Here is a 16,271-nt window from a genome sequence, read left to right on the forward strand (position 1 = left end):
CATCGCCCCACCGGCGGGCAACGCCTGCATCAACCCACCCCTGGCCGCCACCACCCGACACGCATCTTCAAGCGACCACACCCCCGCCACATGCGCCGCAGCCAACTCACCGATCGAGTGACCCGCCACGAAATCCGGCTTCAAACCCCACGACTGCGCGAGGCGGAACAACGCCACCTCCACCGCGAACAACGCCGGCTGCGTCCACCCCGTCTGGTCGAGAACCCCGTCCGGATCGGCGAACACCACCTCCCGCAGATCACCACCGAGCAACGGCCCGAACGCGGCACACACCTCGTCCAACGCCGACGCGAACACCGGGAACGCCGCCGCCAACTCACGACCCATCCCCACCCGCTGCGCACCCTGACCGGTGAACAACACCGCCGTCCGACCGGTGGTGACCCGACCCGACACACCCGACCCGGCGGCCAGTGCCACCAGGCCGGCGGCGAGGTCAGCCGTCTCCCGACCGACCGCCACGCCCCGGAACTCCAACCCGGCCCGGCCCGCACCCAACGAGAACCCGACATCCACCGGACGCGCGTCGGTCAGGAACCCGCCCAGCCGGGTAGCCTGCCCGGCCAACGCGTCCGCCGACCTGGCCGACAGCGGCCAGAGCAGCACCGGCGGCGCGGGGACCTCGACCGGCTCGGCGGACTCGACCGGTGGGGCCTGCTCCAGCACCACGTGCGAATTGGTGCCGCTGAGCCCGAACGACGACACGGCCGCCCGGCGGGGTCGCCCGGTTTCCGGCCAGGCGACCGCGTCGGTGAGCAACCGGACGTCGCCGGCCGTCCAGTCGACGTGCGGGGTGGGCCGGTCGATGTGCAGGGTGCGGGGCAGCACGCCGTGCTGCATCGCCAGCACCATCTTGATCACCCCGGCGGCCCCGGCGGCGGCCTGGGTGTGCCCGATGTTCGACTTCACCGAACCCAGCCAGAGCGGCTGCTCCCGCTCCCGGCCGTAGGTGGCGAGGATCGCCTGGGCCTCGATCGGGTCACCGAGTCGGGTGCCGGTGCCGTGTGCCTCGACGACGTCCACCTGGTCGGCGGTGAGCCGCGCGTTGGCCAGGGCGTCGGCGATGACCCGGCGTTGCGACGGACCATTGGGGGCGGTGAGGCCGCTGCTCGCGCCGTCCTGGTTGACCGCGGAGCCGCGTACCACGGCCAGCACCCGGTGGCCGAGGCGTTGGGCGTCGCTGAGCCGCTCGACCAGGAGCACCCCGACGCCCTCGGCCCAGCCGGTGCCGTCGGCGGCGGCGGCGAACGGCTTGCACCGGCCGTCGACGGCCAGCCCCCGCTGGCGGCTGAAGTCGACGAAGGTCTCCGGGGTGGCCATCACCGTCACACCGCCGGCCAACGCCATGGTGCACTCCTCGCGGCGCAGCGCCTGAATCGCCAGGTGCAGCGCGACCAGCGACGACGAGCAGGCGGTGTCCACGGTGATCGCCGGGCCTTCGAGGCCCAGCACGTAGGCGACCCGGCCGGTGAAGATGCTGCCGGTGTTGCCGTTGCCGATGAAGCCCTCCAGCTCGGCGGGCACCACCGGCAGCCGGCTCGAATAGTCGAGGTACATCAGCCCGGCGAACACCCCGGTACGACTGCCGCGCACCGACGTCGGGTCGATGCCGGCCGATTCGAACGCCTCCCAGGACGCCTCCAGCAACAGCCGTTGCTGCGGGTCCATGGCGATCGCCTCGCGCGGGGAAATGCCGAAGAAGTCGGGATCGAAAAGTGCGGCGTCGGAAAGGAACCCGCCGGTCCTCGCGTACGTCTTGCCGGCCTTGGAATCGTCGGGGTCGTAGATGTCCTCGACGTTCCAGCCCCGGTCGTCGGGGAAGTCGGAGACCGCGTCGGTCCCGTCGGCGAGGAGTTGCCACAGCGCCGCCGGATTGTCCACCCCACCGGGGAAACGGCAGCTCATACCGACGATGGCGATCGGGTCGTACTCCCGACGCTCGGCCTGGCGCAGCTGCCGGCGGGCCTCCCGCAGATCGGTGGTGGCCCGCTTCAGATACCCGAGAAGCTTCTCTTCGTTCTCCATCTACGCCTCCCGCCACTAGCCCAGCCGGGCAGACCCGGGCCAATATCGACGCACGGGTCAGCACGGTGGCAATTGTCGAAACAGAGAGCTTCTTCAGGCATTGTTGGTTGTTCGCGATGACCCTACGGCCGCCTGGCGCACCCTTAACCCCCTACCGCCCCCAGAGCGCCCCCTAGCCCGCGACCGTCCGACCTCGACCGTGGGCAGCCACTCCCCGGCTCCCCCCGGCGGCGGCTGGGGTGAGCCGTCGGGGTGGCTCCGGCTTCCCGCCGTCGCGGCGGACGTGAGTCCGGACATGACGGATGGCTTCTCGGCGCGCGCCGAGAAGCCATCCGTCATGTTTCGCCGCGCCCCCCTCACGGGATGCACCACCCACACGGCACGGTGCGTCCGCATCAGTGCGGTGCCGGACATGACACCCGGCGGGCCTGACACACCATCGAGCCGTATGACGGCGCGGCATGAATATGCCGCGCCGTCATACCCTCACCCGGGGATGCTGTCCTCCGGGCGACACCACCAGCGGACGTCGCCGCAGAGGGTCGCGCGGGGGCCCCGGCCGGCAGATCGGGACGAGGTCGGCTCAGGTCAGAAGCGGGACCACTTCTGGCTGCTCACCCCGAGGCAGTCCCACAGATGCAGTTTGCCGCCGTTGTTGGGGTTCTGGTCGCGGACGTCGACGCACCGGTTGGCGCTGATGTTGACCAGGTCCCCGGCACCGCTCAGGGTGAACCGTTGGGCCGGGTTGCCGTTGCAGGTGACCAGGTTGACCTCGGTGCCGTTGGCGGTGCCGGCCCAGGCCGGATCCATGCACTTGCCCATCGCCCGGACGGTGCCGTCACTGGCGAAGGTCCATGCCTGGGCGGCACTGGTGTTGCAGTCCCAGATCTGGAGCTTGGCGCCGTCCACCGGGTTGGCGCTCGGGATGTCGATGCACCGGCCGCTCTGCGCGCCCCGGAGTCGGGTGGTGCCGGACGGCGGGTTGCCCCCACCGGGCACGTAGCCGGAGACCCGGACGTAGTCCACGAGCATCTGCTGGGGGAACTGGGTGGAGCCGTCGGGGTAGCCGGGCCAGTTGCCGCCCACCGCCACGTTGAGGATCATGAAGAACGGGTGGTCGTAGACCCAGCGGTTGCCGCCGAGCCGGGCCGGGTCGACGCGGTGGTACTCGACGCCGTCGAGGTACCAGACGATCAGGTTCGGCTCCCAGTCCACCCGGTAGGTGTGGAAGGTGTCGGCGAGGGGCTGGCCGATGGTGCGGCTGCCGGTGATGCCGCCTCCGCCGGAGTAACCGGGGCCGTGCACGGTGCCGTAGACGGTGTTCGGCTCCCGGCCGATGTTCTCCATGATGTCGATCTCACCGGCGGCGGGCCAGCCGGCGCTGCCCATGTCGTTGCCGAGCATCCAGAACGCCGGCCAGATGCCCTGACCACGCGGGATCTTGATGCGCGCCTCGAACCGGCCGTACGCCTGGGTGAAGGTGGCGGCGGTGAGCAGCCGGGCGGAGGTGTACTCGCACCGGCCATAGTGGCACTGGTAGTTGGCCGGGTTCTCCTTGCGGGCGGTGATCACCAGGTTGCCCTGTCCGTCGTGGACGGCGTTGCTGGTGCTGTTGGTGTAGTACTGCCGCTCGTTGTTGCCCCAGCCACCACCGCCGGTGTCGAAGCGCCACCTGTTCTGGTCGACGGGGGTGCCGGCGGAGGAGTTGAACTCGTCCTGCCAGGTGATGCCGCCGATGGCGGCCGAGGCGGGCTCGGCCTGGGCCGGCAGGACGAGGGCGGCGGCGAGGGTGACCAGGGCGACCGCCGCGCGTACGAGGGATCGTGGGACGGGTCGGGTGGTGAGCACGAGATGCTCCTTGGGACGACATCGGGGGCGGGTGGGCTGCACGCGCCGAGGGAGAGCGCTCTCCACGAAGGATGTCGATACACCACGCTTCTGTCAAGAATGTTGCCAATTGAACTCGGGTGCCCATGGGCAGCTCAGGGCACCCTGGTAACGGAAAATTCACTCTCCGTAATCAGGATTGTTGTGCGGTAGCTCCGCCGCGGCGGGCCTCCCCGAAGGGGGCGCTCAACCGGAGGCGGACGCGGGGGCCGATGACCTTCGACCGGGCCCGGGACGCTCCCACCGGGGGCCGGATGCGGGCGGGACGCGGTGCGGACCGCCCGCCGGCCGGCTCGGCCGATCAGTGATGCAGCCCGCGCCAGGAGGGGTTGCTGCCACGCCAGGCGTCGGCGAGGATTACCGCCGCCGCCCGGCTCGGGCACTGCTGCACGCGGGAGCGACCCGACGCCCCGCCGATCTGCGCCTGGACCTCCCAGGCCTCCCCGTCGGTACGGATGTACACGTCCCGCCGCCCGCGCGGGCTCGGGTCACCGTTCCACCAGTGCTCCTCGACCATCATTTGCCGACCGTATAGCAAATCGGCCTCAGGACGTGAGTCACGAATTCGTGGAGGTCCCCCACCGGCCCGGCCCGGTCACCCCTGCCGGGGGGTGAGCAGGTAGTCGTCGGCGTCCGCGCTCCAGGCCAACGCGACCTCGTTCGCGGTGGCGGCAGCCTTGCAGAACTGGAGGAAACTGCGGTAGCCGAGCTTCTTCTCACTGAACTCGGGGCGGGCCCGGCGGAGCTGGTTCTTGAGGCCGGAGAGCGCCACCGGGCCGCCGGACCCGGCCAGGTCCGCCACCACGCTGCGGAGCAACGCGAAGGCCACCTCCTGGTCGCCGTGCTCGGGCAGGGACACCTCGGGGTCACCCTTGGCCGGCCCCTCCGCCAACTCGACGACGTTGAGCCCGGCGAGGTGGCGCAGCAGCTCGCCGAAGGTGCGGAAACCATAGTCGGACTCACTGAAGGTCGGGTCCTTGCGCAGCAGGGTGCGCTTGAGCCGGGAGGCGGTCACCTCGCCGTCGGAGCTACCCTGGAGGCCGGCCACGGTCTGTGCGACCAGCACGGCAAGGGCGTCGGCGTCGCGTACCGGCTCCTCGGCCGCTGGCGGGCGCTCCGGCTCCACCTGCTCCTGCTCCACCGCTTCCGCCTGCTGCGGCTCCGCCGCCCGGGCCGGGCGACCCCGCCGACCCCGGACGGGCAGGACGTCCACGCCCTCCAGCCGGTCGTAGTAGAGGAACTCGTCACAGGCGGGCGGGAGCAGCGCCGAGGTGGACTTCTCCACTCCGACCCCGATGACCCGTTTGTTGAGTTCACGAAGTTTGTGCACCAGGGGGGTGAAGTCGCTGTCCCCCGTGCAGATCACGAAGGTGGAGATGTAGCCGCGCTCGAAGGCCAACTCCACCGCGTCGACCGCCATCTTGATGTCGGCGGCGTTCTTGCGGGACGCGCCCATCCGCTGTGGAATCTCGATCAACTCGACGTGCGAGCGGGTGAGCATCCGGCGGTCCTCGTCGAAGTACGACCAGTCGGCGTACGCCCGCCGCACCACCACCCGACCCCGCTCCGCCAGGGCGTCGGCGATCGGACGGAAGTCGAAAGCCCGCCCACCATGGTGGTCCCGTGCACCCAGCGCCAGGTTCTCGTAGTCGAGAAACAGCGCGATCCGATCCTCTTGATCCACCCCACCACCCTAATCCCGCCCCCTCCCCCCACCACCCCGCCACGTCGCAGCACCCCGATTACCGTCCGGTGATCAAGAGAAAAAGGTCACCCGCGGAACGGATCCTGACGCATTTCTCTTGATCACCGGGCTTCTCCCGGAGGGGAGGGGAGGGTGGGGGGTGGGGTGGGGTTAGGGGGTTCGGTTTTCGGCCAGGGCCTTGATGCCGTCGAGGACGGACTCGATGTGGGAGCGGAGCTGGCCGAGGCGGGACTCGACGATCTGCTCCTCGTGCTCGGGAGCCTGGTCGATCACGAGGCTGAGCCCGGACCGGCCCGGACCGACCCGCACGGTCTGCCGCAGCCGCGTGCCGTTCTCCTCCGGCTCCAGTTCGAACCGCCAGGTGGCGGCCGGCGAGGCGACGTCGGCCCGTCCGGCGCCGTCGGGGCCGGCGAATGCGCCGTCCACGTCGGTGACGACCCACCCGAAGACCCGTTGCTGGTCCAGCTCGGTGACGTACGACGCGGTCCGCCAGTCACCGATGCGCGGGTGGCTGTTGTACCCGAGGAAGCCGGCCCCCTTGGTCAGTTCGTCGGTGCCGTCGAGCCACTCCACCCGCTGCAACTCAGGGCTCAGCCGGGCCGGCAGGTGGATGTCGGTCACCAGTTCCCAGACCCGGGACGGATTCGCCTCGACGTAGACCTCGTAGGTCACGCCCGGTCCATCGGCATAACGCAAAACGGCCACCTTCACACTCAGACCCGGCTCGCCGGATCACCCCACAATATGATCGACGATAATGCATATCAGCAATAGGCGGCAGGGTCGCCCGACGCTGAAGCGATCACCGCCGACAGGGTCGCCCGATGCGCAGGCGATCACCGCCGACAGGGTCGCCCGATGCTCGGCCGGTCACGGACGGCCGGGTCGCCGGCTCCGGACGACCGGACCGCCCCGGTATCAGCCGGGCCGGTCCGGCGGGGTGAACCGGGCCCGGTCCGGCGGGGTCACCGGTCCGGGCCGGCGGCCGGTGGCGTGGCCATCTTGTGGTTCTGCCCCGGGACACGGAAGTGGTGGAAACTGACCGTGGCGCTGACCTCCAACGCCTCCACCCAGTGCCACCAGCCCACCGGGACGAACAACAGCTGACCCGGCTCCAGGACGGTGTCGAGCACCGTCGCCTCGGCGTACCGGGGGTGCCGGGTCAGATCCGGGCTCGCCGCGTCGACCGCGCTGAACGTGCCGCCGCGCGGATAGACCAGGTGCCGCTCGTACGACGGGACCAGCCGGACGCGTTTGCGGCCCAGCACCTGGCCGAGCAGCACCGAGCTGTTGTCGACGTGCAGCGGGGTCACCGTGCCGGCCGGCCCGAGCAGCAGGTGCCCGAGCCCCGACGGGTCCACGATGCCCTCCGGCGTACGGATGTCGGCGGCGAGCGGGCGCAGCGCGCCGGACCAGTTCTCGTTGCGCGGCACCATGTAGTAGTCGTTGGTACGGGTGCCCGAGCCCAGCAGCGCCAGGTAGTCGCGGAACGTCATGCTGGTGCGGTGCCGGTCGTACTGCCAGGCGTGGTCCGGGTTGGCGTTCCGCCCGGTCATCACCTCGACCACGGCGTCGCCGCAGGCCGCGGCCAAGCCGTCCAGCGTCCAGCCGAGGGCGGGCCAGTCGGCCATCAGGCCGTCCAGCACGACCGGCCGGTTGCCGAAGTAGTAGCGGGAGAAGAACTCGTCGGGCGTGAGGTCCGCGCGCCGCTCCAGGGTCCGACCGCCGTCGCTGTTGCGCAGCATCCGGTACGTGTCGAGCACCGACTCCAGCCAGTCGTAGCGCAACGCGAGCCGGCGGCACACCGCGAGGTACGGATGGTCGGCCAGTTCCCGCAGCTCGGCGTCGACGGCGGCCGGGTCGGCGGACCCGGCGACGGCGGCGTCCCGCGCCTCGGCAACCGACGCGCCCATGGCGAGGTTCTCGACGAGCCACTCCCGCCAGGCGGGGTCGAGTCGGGGCGGGGCGAGTGTGGTCATGCCAGGGCCGCCGGTACGACGGTGAGCCGGGCCGGTCGCGCCGCCTCCTGGCAGGTCGGGTACGAGTTCTTCACGTGCTCGGGGAGGTGCCCGGCGGCCGGCGGCGGGGTGAGCCGCACCTCGCGGGCGTACTCCTGGCAGTTGACGTAGGAGTTCTTGACGTGGGCCGGGATGTGGTCCGGCGGCGGGGTGAGCCGCACTTCGCGGGCGTACTCCTCGCAGTTGACGTAGGAGCCCTTGACGTGGGCGGGGAAGTGGTCCGGAAGGTTGGTCATGGGCCCAGTCAACGGGCTGCCACGTCCCGCCCACCAGGGACCGGCGTCCCGGCCGCCCGGGACGTTCCCGCAGGTCATGGGTAGACTTCCCGCCGAAACGATCATCGGAAGGGCCATGACGAAGAGCTACGAACTGCCGCTGCTGGTGCTGACCGCGGCGACCGGCGCAGTCGACGGCGTCAGCTACCTCGCCCTGGACCGGGTCTTCACCGGCAACATGACCGGCAACGTGCTCTTCATCGGCTTCGGGCTGGCCGGGGTGTCCGGCCTGCCGGTGCTCAACAACCTGGTGGCGCTGCTGGCGTTCATGCTCGGTGCGGTGCTCGCCGCCCGGTTGACCCGGGATGCGTCGGGGCCGGCGAAGCTGCCCGCCGCCGGCCTGGCCATCCTGGTCGGCGGCAGTGTGCTGTCGCTCGTCCTGGCCGGGATCTGGCTCGCCACCGGCCCGCCCGCGCACGGCACGATGCTGGTCGTCACCGGGCTACTCGCCCTGGTGCTCGGCGCGCAGGCCGCGGCGGTCAAGCACATCGGCATCCGGGACCTGTCCACGGTGGTGGTGACGATGACCATGGTGAACCTCTCCACCGACAGCCGGGCCGCCGGTGGTCCCGGCACGGCGTGGCTCCGACGGTTCGCGGCGATCATCGCGATGGGGCTGGGCGCGTTCGTCTCGGCGGTGCTGACGTTGCGGGTGAACGGGGCGGTGGCGTTGGTCGTGGCCGGTGTGCTGTTGACGGTCGGCACGGCGTTGATCGCGGTGATCCGCCACCGCGAGGTCGCCGCAGCGTCGATGCCGGGCGGGGCGGCCCCCACCGGTCCCTGACCCCGGCACCCACCACGCGCCGGCCCGCCACCACGCGCTGACGGCCCGCACCCGGCCACCGGCCCGCCCCGACATGTACTGGCCCACCACCACACGCGCCGGCCCGCCGCCTCCACGCGCGCCGGCCCGGCCCACCGCGGTCGGGGTTCAGGCCGGCGGGCTGAGTCCCGCCACGGCCATCCGGAACAGCCGGTTCGCCCGCGCGGCGGGGTCGGGATGGTGCTCGGTGGCCAGGACGATGCCGACGATCAGCGTGATCAGATCCCCGACCGTGACGTCCGCCGCGATCGCGCCGTCGCGGACGGCCCGGCGCAGCAGTGGACCGGCCGCCTCCTCCATCGTCGCCGAGCAGCTGTTCTCGTGCACCGGGTCGGCCGGGGCGCCGTCGTAGGCCAACGCGGCGGCCAGCCCCCGGGCGGCGATGGAGTAGCTGAGCACGCCGTCGAGCCATTCCAGGAGCGCCGTCCGGCTGTCCCCCTGACCGCTCAACTCCTCGGCGCGGACCCGCAGGGCCTCGACCCGTTCCCGGGAGACCGCCTCCAACAGGGCCCGACGGGTGGGGAAGTGGCGGCGCACGGTCGCCGAGCCGACTCCTGCGGTACGGGCGATCTGTTCCAGGGACGCGCCGGCGCCGTGCACCGCGACCTCCCGCTCGGCCACGGTGAGGATGCGCGCGTAGTTGCGCCGGGCGTCGGCGCGCTGGCCTTCGGGCATGGCGTCCCCTCCGAGCTTGATAAGTGGCGGGCCCCGCCGTATCGTACCCCGACAGTAAACGGCGGGCCCCGCCGTTTAACCGAAGGAGTGCCATGTCCACGATCCCCGCCCCCGTCCTGGTCACCGGTGCCACCGGCCGCCAGGGTGGCGCCACCGTCCGCGCCCTGCGTGCGGCCGGTGTTCCCGTCCGCGCCCTGGTCCGCGACCCGGCCACCGACCGGGCCCGGGCCGTCGCCGCGCTCGGCGTCGAGCTGGTCACCGGCGATCTGGGCGACCGCGATTCGGTGGTCCGGGCCGCCGAGGGCGTCCGCGCCGTCTTCTCCGTGCAGATGCCCCCGCTGGGCCCGGCGGGCTTCGACTTCGCCGGCGAGGTGACCCAGGGCGTCAACCTGGTGGAGGGGGCGCGGGCCGCCGGGGTGCCGCAGTTCGTGCACACCTCCGTCACCGGTGCCGGACAGCACGTCGAGGCGCCCGGTTGGGCCGACGGGCGGTGGGCGTCGATCGCGCCCACCCTGAACGCCAAGAGCGCGATCCAGGACCGGGTACGGGCGGCCGGCTTCCCGCACTGGACGCTGCTCAAGCCGGGCTTCTTCATGGAGAACCTCCTGCCCTCCATGGCGTTCCTGTTCCCGCGCGGCGTCGAGGGCGGCCTGGTCAGCGTCCTGCGCCCGGAGACCCGGTTGTCGCTGGTCGCGGTGGAGGACATCGGCCGGGCCGCCGCTGCCGCCATCGCCGACCCGCAGCGGTTCGACCGGATCGAGCTGGAGCTGGCGAGCGACCACCTGTCGATGGCCGAGATCGCCGAGGTGCTCTCCCGGGCGCTGGGCGTCCGGCTGTCCGCGCCGCAGATGACCGAGCGGGAGGCCCTCGCCGCCGGCATGCCGGCGATGGGCGCCCACCACGAGTGGCTCAACGCGGTGCCCCAACCGGGCCGCCCACGGTACGCGCGGGAACTCGGCCTCCCACTCACCAGCTTCGACACCTGGGCGCAGGAGCACATGCGGGCGGACGCCTGACCCCTCAACCTGGAGCGGGTGGCGTGGAGCCGGCCACCCCGGGCGGGGAGGACCAAAAACTCTTGTGGGGTTCCTACAACGGTCACCGCTCAGGGTTCGGTGATTACGACATGGCGCTACCGGCCGGCACCCGGAAGGGTGATCGCTGTCGGGGGTCGATGCCTTGCGGCGCGTACTCGTGGATCTACCGGAGGAGTCGGTCGGGTGTTCAGCCGTGTCGCCATCGTCAACCGGGGTGAGGCCGCGATGCGCCTCATTCACGCGGTCCGAGAGTTGGCCGCGCAGACCGACACCCGGATCGAAACCGTGGCCCTCTATACCGACGTCGATCGCACCGCGACGTTCGTCCGCGAGGCCGACATCGCCTACGACCTCGGTCCCGCCTCCGCCCGACCGTACCTCGACCTGAAGAAGCTGGAGCACGCCCTGGTCGAGACCGGGGCCGACGCCGCGTGGGTCGGGTGGGGCTTCGTCGCCGAGGACCCGGCCTTCGCGGAGCTGTGCGAGAAGATCGGGGTCACCTTCGTCGGGCCGAGCCCGGACGCGATGCGCAAACTCGGTGACAAGATCGGCGCGAAGCTGATCGCCGAGGAGGTCGGCGTGCCGGTCGCGCCGTGGAGCCGGGGCGCGGTGGAGACCCTGGAGGCCGCGATCGCCGCCGCCGCCGAGATCGGCTACCCGCTGATGCTCAAGGCGACCGCGGGCGGCGGTGGGCGGGGCATCCGCGTCGTCACCAGCGACGCCGAACTGGCCGACGCCTACCAGCGCACCAGCCAGGAGGCGGCCCGCGCCTTCGGCAGCGGAATCGTCTTCCTGGAACGACTGGTCACCGGTGCCCGGCACGTCGAGGTCCAGGTGATCGCGGACGGTCAGGGCACCGCCTGGGCGCTCGGCGTACGGGACTGCTCGGTGCAGCGGCGCAACCAGAAGGTCATCGAGGAGTCCGCATCGCCGGTGCTCGGCCCGGAGCAGACCGCCGAGCTCAAGTCGTCGGCCGAGCGGCTGGCCGTCGCGGTCGGCTACTGCGGCGCGGCGACCGTCGAGTTCCTCTACCACCCCGGCGATCGGCTGTTCGCCTTCCTGGAGGTCAACACCCGACTCCAGGTGGAGCACCCGATCACCGAGCTGACCACCGGGTTCGACCTGGTCAAGGCCCAACTGCACGTCGCGTCGGGCGGCCGGCTCGACGGCGTGCCGCCGCTGGAGCGCGGGCACGCCATCGAGGCCCGGCTCAACGCCGAGGACCCCGACCGCGACTTCGCACCCGCCCCCGGCCGGATCGCCCGGCTGGACCTGCCGGCCGGGCCGGGCATCCGGGTGGACACCGGGGTGAGCCAGGGCGACACCATCCCGGCCGACTTCGACTCGATGATCGCGAAGATCATCGCCTACGGTCGGGACCGTGACGAGGCGCTCGGCCGACTGCGCCGGGCGATGGCCAACACCACGGTGATCATCGAGGGCGGCGCGACGAACAAGAGCTTCGTGCTCGACCTGCTCGACCAGCCCGAGGTGATCGACGCCAGTGCCGACACCGGCTGGATCGACCGGGTACGCGGCGAGGGCCGGCTCGTCTCGCACCGGCACTCCGCCGTCGCGCTCGCCGCCGCCGCGATCGAGGCGTACGAGGAGGAGGAGCGCGCCGAGCAGCAGCGGCTGCTGTCGACGGCGTTCGGCGGGCGTCCGCAGGTGCAGCACGCCAGCGGCCGGCCGTTGGACCTCAAGCTGCGCGGCGTGGGCTACCGGATGCGGGTGGCCCGGGTCGGCGCGCACCGCTTCCGGGTCGGCATCGAGGTCGGCGGCGACGTCCGCACCGCCGACGTGGAGTTGGACCGCTTCGACCGGCACACCGGGCAGATCGCCGTCAACGGCGCGCGGTACCGGCTGCTCACCGGGACCCACGGGGCGATCCACCTGGTCGAGGTGGACGGCGTCACGCACCGGGTCGGCCGCGACGAGGGTGGCGTGGTCCGCTCGCCGATGCCCGCGCTGGTCGTCGCGACGCCCGTCGAGGTGGGCGCCGAGGTCGAGGCGGGCGCACCGGTGCTGGTGCTGGAGGCGATGAAGATGGAGACGGTGCTGCGGGCACCGTTCCGGGCCCGGCTCAAGGAGTGCGACGTCTCCGTCGGCAGCCAGGTGGAGGCCGGCGCGGCGCTGCTGCGGCTGGAGCCGCTCGCCGACGACACCGACGAGCCCACGGACGCCCCCGCCACCGCACCGGTCACCCTGGACCTGCCCGTCGCGCCCGACCTGGCCCCGGCGGTCGAGCGGTCCCGGCGCGGCCAGGAGGATCTCCGTGGCCTGCTGCTGGGCTTCGACGTGGACCCGCACGACGACGGCCGGGTGCTCGACGAGTACCTCGCCGCGCGGCGGGCCGCCATCGAGGACGGTCACCGGCCGCTGGCCGAGGAGATCGACCTCGTCGACATCTTCGCCGACCTCGCGGAGCTTTCCCGCAACCGGCTGACCGGTGAGGACGGCACCGGCGACCGGCACGTCCCCAGCGCCCGCGAGTACTTCCACACCTACCTGCAGAGCCTCGACGTCGAGCGGGCCGGGCTGCCGGCGCCCTTCCAGGCCAAACTGGCCAAGACGCTCGGGCACTACGGCGTCACCGACCTGGAGCGCTCCCCCGGGCTCGAGGCGGCCGTGTTCCGCATCTTCCTGGCCCAGCAGCGGGCCACCGCCGACGCCACGGTCGTCGCGACGCTGCTGCGCGCCTGGCTGCGGGAGCCGCCGCCGGACGCGGTGCTGCGCGAGCCCGCCGGTCTCGCGTTGGAGCGGCTGGTGGCGGCGACGCAGGTCCGCTTCCCGGTCGTCGCGGACCTGGCACGCGGCGTGGTGTTCGCCTGGTTCGCCCAGCCGCTGCTGCTGCGCAACCGCGCCCGGCTGTACGCCTCGGTCCGCCGCCACCTGCGCCACCTGGACGCGCAACCGGACGCGGCGGACCGCGCCGAGCGGGTCGCCGAGATGGTCCGCAGCACCGAGCCACTGGTGCGGGTGCTCGGCCAGCGGCTCGTCCGGGACCACCTCGACAACGCGGTGATGCTGGAGGTGCTGACCCGGCGGTACTACGGCAACAAGGGCCTCGCCGACGTACGCACCCGCCAGGTCGCCGACTGCACGTTCGTGGTCGCCGAACGGGCCGACTCCAGCCTGCTCTCCGCAGCCGTACGGTTCGACGCCCTGGGCGACGCGCTGCGCGGGCTCGGCGAGCTGGCCGGTGACGGGTCCGCCGTCGACGCCGACATCTACCTCGGCTGGGAGAACCAGCCGGAGGACTTCGAGGCGATGGCCGCCGCCCTGCTGGAGGTCATCAACGCGCACCCGCTGCCGGCCCAGGTCCGTCGGCTCACCACCACCGTCGCCGGGCGCGGCGGCGCGGTGATGCACCACCACTTCACGTTCCGCCCGTCGAGCACGGGGATGAGCGAGGAGCGGCTGATCCGGGGCCTGCACCCGTACATCGCGCAGCGGATGCAGTTGGAGCGGCTGCGCAAGTTCGACCTGACCCGGCTGCCGTCGTCGGACGAGGAGGTCTACCTCTTCCAGGCCGTGGCGCGGGAGAACCCGTCGGACGAGCGGCTCGTCGCGTTCGCGCAGGTGCGTGACCTGACCGCGCTGCGCGAGCAGGACGGACGGCTGGTCGCCCTGCCGACGGCCGAGGACATCGTCGCCACCTGCCTGGACTCGATCCGCCGGGCGCAGACCCGCCGCCCGTCCAAGACCCGCTTCCACACCAACCGGATCGTGATCTACGTCTGGCCGCCGAGCGACCTGACCCGCGAGGAGATGGAGATGATCGCCGGGCGGGTCCGCCCGACGACCGTGGGCGCCGGGCTGGAGGAGATCCTGTTCATCGCGCGGCAGCGCGACCGCCGCACCGGCGAGCTGACCAAGGTCGCGGTGCGGATCTCCTTCGACGCCACCGGCGGGGCCGAACTGACCATGGGCGAGCCGCCGGTCGACCCGGTCGAGCCGCTCGACGACTACCGGCTGAAGGTGCTGCGCGCGAGCAGCCGCAACACGGTCTACCCGTACGAGCTGACCGGGTTGCTCGGCCAGTTCGTCGAGCACGACCTCGACGGCGACCACGCGCTGGTGCCGGTGGACCGGCCCCGGGGGCGCAACACGGCGGCGATCGTCGCGGGGGTGGTCACCACGCCGACCCCGAGGCACCCGCAGGGCGTCACCCGGGTGGTGCTGCTCGGCGACCCGACCAAGTCGCTCGGCGCGCTCTCCGAGGCCGAGTGCCGGCGGGTGATCGCCGCCCTGGACCTGGCCGAGCGGCTCCAGGTGCCGCTGGAGTGGTACGCCCTGTCGGCCGGCGCGCGGATCTCGATGAGTTCCGGCACCGAGAACATGGACTGGGTGGCGGCGGCGCTCAAGCGGATCGTCGAGTTCACCCAGGACGGCGGCGAGATCAACATCGTCGTCGCGGGGATCAACGTGGGCGCCCAGCCGTACTGGAACGCCGAGGCGACGATGCTCATGCACACCCGGGGCATCCTGGTGATGACGCCGGAGTCCGCGATGGTGCTCACCGGCAAGCAGTCGCTCGACTTCTCCGGTGGGGTCTCCGCCGAGGACAACTTCGGCATCGGCGGCTACGACCGGGTGATGGGCCCGAACGGGCAGGCGCAGTACTGGGCGCCCAACCTGACGGCCGCGCGGGACGTGCTGATGTCGTACTACGACCACACGTACGTCGCGCCCGGAGAGGACGCGCCGCGCCGGGCGACCACCGCCGACCCGGCCGACCGGGACGTCTCCACCTTCCCGCACACCGTGGCCGGCAGCGACTTCACCACCGTCGGCGAGATCTTCTCGGCCACGGCGAACCCGGACCGCAAGAAGCCGTTCGACATCCGTACGGTGATGCGGGCGCTCGCCGACCAGGACCACCCGGTGCTGGAGCGGTGGGCGGGCATGGCCGACGCGGAGACCGCGGTGGTGCAGGACGTCCACCTCGGCGGCCTCCCGGTCTGCCTGCTCGGCATCGAGTCGCGGTCGGTTCCCCGGCGGGGCTTCCCGCCCACCGACGGCCCGGACACCTACACCGCGGGCACGCTGTTCCCCCGCTCCTCCAAGAAGGCCGCGCGGGCGATCAACGCGTCCAGCGGCAACCGGCCGCTGGTGGTGCTGGCCAACCTGTCGGGCTTCGACGGCTCGCCCGAGTCGATGCGCAAGCTGCAACTGGAGTACGGCGCCGAGATCGGCCGGGCGATCGTCAACTTCCGTGGGCCCATCGTGTTCTGCGTGATCTCCCGGTACCACGGCGGGGCGTTCGTGGTCTTCTCCAAGGCGTTGAACCCGAACATGACCGTGCTGGCGCTGGAGGGCTCGTTCGCCTCGGTGCTCGGCGGCGCCCCGGCGGCGGCGGTGGTGTTCTCCGGTGACGTCAACGCCCGTACCGCTGCCGACCTTCGGGTGCGTGGCCTGGAGGCCCGGGTGGCGGCGGCCACCGGCACCGAGCGGGCCGCGTTGACCGCGGAACTCGACGAGATCCGCTCGGCGGTACGCGCGGAGAAGCTCGGCGAGGTGGCAGCGGAGTTCGACCGGGTGCACAACATCCAGCGGGCGGTGGAGGTCGGCTCGGTCGACGCGGTGATCCGGGCCGCCGAACTCCGCCCCCGCATCATCGAGGCGATCGAGTCCCGACTGCGGTGACGCCGGCCGGCGGGGTCCGGTAGGCCCCGCCGGTCGACTGACCCGCCGGGACGACCGGCTGACCGGTCGGCCGACCCGGCGGGGTGACGGTCGCTGACCGACCCGCCCGGGTGACGTCGCCAGTCCGGTATGGCTGTCGCTGGTCGACCCGGCGGG

At 72.1% G+C, this 16,271-nt stretch carries 11 protein-coding genes; 3 read left to right on the forward strand and 8 right to left on the reverse strand.

Features of this window, described 5'->3' with window-relative positions; all coding sequences use genetic code 11:
* The 7 genes from GA0070216_RS26525 to GA0070216_RS26555 all read right to left on the reverse strand — a co-directional run.
* Positions 1-2,046, reverse strand: a 2,046-nt coding sequence (locus GA0070216_RS26525) for a type I polyketide synthase (RefSeq protein ID WP_141723211.1), incomplete at its 3' end; no start/stop codon positions are given.
* A 588-nt stretch (positions 2,047-2,634) separates the two neighbouring features.
* A complete protein-coding gene (locus GA0070216_RS26530; RefSeq protein ID WP_091251722.1) occupies positions 2,635-3,894 on the reverse strand; it encodes a glycoside hydrolase family 16 protein in 1,260 nt (419 codons plus the stop codon).
* 340 nt (positions 3,895-4,234) lie between these two features.
* On the reverse strand, positions 4,235-4,453 hold the full coding sequence (locus tag GA0070216_RS26535) for a hypothetical protein (protein WP_091251726.1): 219 nt from the start codon (positions 4,451-4,453) through the stop codon (positions 4,235-4,237).
* 75 nt (positions 4,454-4,528) lie between these two features.
* Positions 4,529-5,617 carry an NYN domain-containing protein gene (locus GA0070216_RS26540; protein ID WP_091251728.1) on the reverse strand — a complete coding sequence of 363 codons (1,089 nt, stop codon included), beginning with the start codon at positions 5,615-5,617 and terminating at the stop codon, positions 4,529-4,531.
* Positions 5,618-5,788: 171 nt separating this feature from the next.
* Positions 5,789-6,310, reverse strand: coding sequence for an SRPBCC family protein (locus GA0070216_RS26545; protein ID WP_218108283.1), 522 nt, complete (start codon positions 6,308-6,310; stop codon positions 5,789-5,791).
* 293 nt (positions 6,311-6,603) lie between these two features.
* Positions 6,604-7,617 (reverse strand): cupin-like domain-containing protein, encoded by a 1,014-nt coding sequence (locus GA0070216_RS26550; protein WP_091251733.1) that lies wholly within the window; start codon positions 7,615-7,617, stop codon positions 6,604-6,606.
* Positions 7,614-7,892 (reverse strand): hypothetical protein, encoded by a 279-nt coding sequence (locus GA0070216_RS26555; RefSeq protein WP_091251735.1) that lies wholly within the window; start codon positions 7,890-7,892, stop codon positions 7,614-7,616. Before GA0070216_RS26555 ends, GA0070216_RS26550 begins: the two co-directional genes overlap by 4 nt.
* 115 nt (positions 7,893-8,007) lie before the next feature.
* On the opposite strand from GA0070216_RS26555, the gene GA0070216_RS26560 reads away from it, so the two are divergent.
* Entirely contained in the window at positions 8,008-8,715 is a 708-nt protein-coding gene (locus tag GA0070216_RS26560; protein WP_091251737.1) for a YoaK family protein, read from the forward strand.
* Between the two features lie 147 nt (positions 8,716-8,862).
* Here GA0070216_RS26560 and GA0070216_RS26565 read toward each other — a convergent pair whose 3' ends face one another.
* A complete protein-coding gene (locus GA0070216_RS26565; protein WP_091251739.1) occupies positions 8,863-9,429 on the reverse strand; it encodes a TetR/AcrR family transcriptional regulator in 567 nt (188 codons plus the stop codon).
* A gap of 92 nt (positions 9,430-9,521) precedes the next feature.
* Here GA0070216_RS26565 and GA0070216_RS26570 point away from each other — a divergent pair, with 92 nt between their 5' ends.
* On the forward strand, positions 9,522-10,445 hold the full coding sequence (locus GA0070216_RS26570; protein ID WP_091251741.1) for an NmrA family NAD(P)-binding protein: 924 nt from the start codon (positions 9,522-9,524) through the stop codon (positions 10,443-10,445).
* 204 nt (positions 10,446-10,649) lie between these two features.
* On the forward strand, positions 10,650-16,115 hold the full coding sequence (locus GA0070216_RS26575) for an ATP-binding protein (protein WP_091251743.1): 5,466 nt from the start codon (positions 10,650-10,652) through the stop codon (positions 16,113-16,115).
* The last annotated feature ends 156 nt before the right edge of the window (positions 16,116-16,271 follow it).

This window comes from Micromonospora matsumotoense, assembly GCF_900091525.1.
GTDB classification, from domain to species: domain Bacteria; phylum Actinomycetota; class Actinomycetes; order Mycobacteriales; family Micromonosporaceae; genus Micromonospora; species Micromonospora matsumotoensis.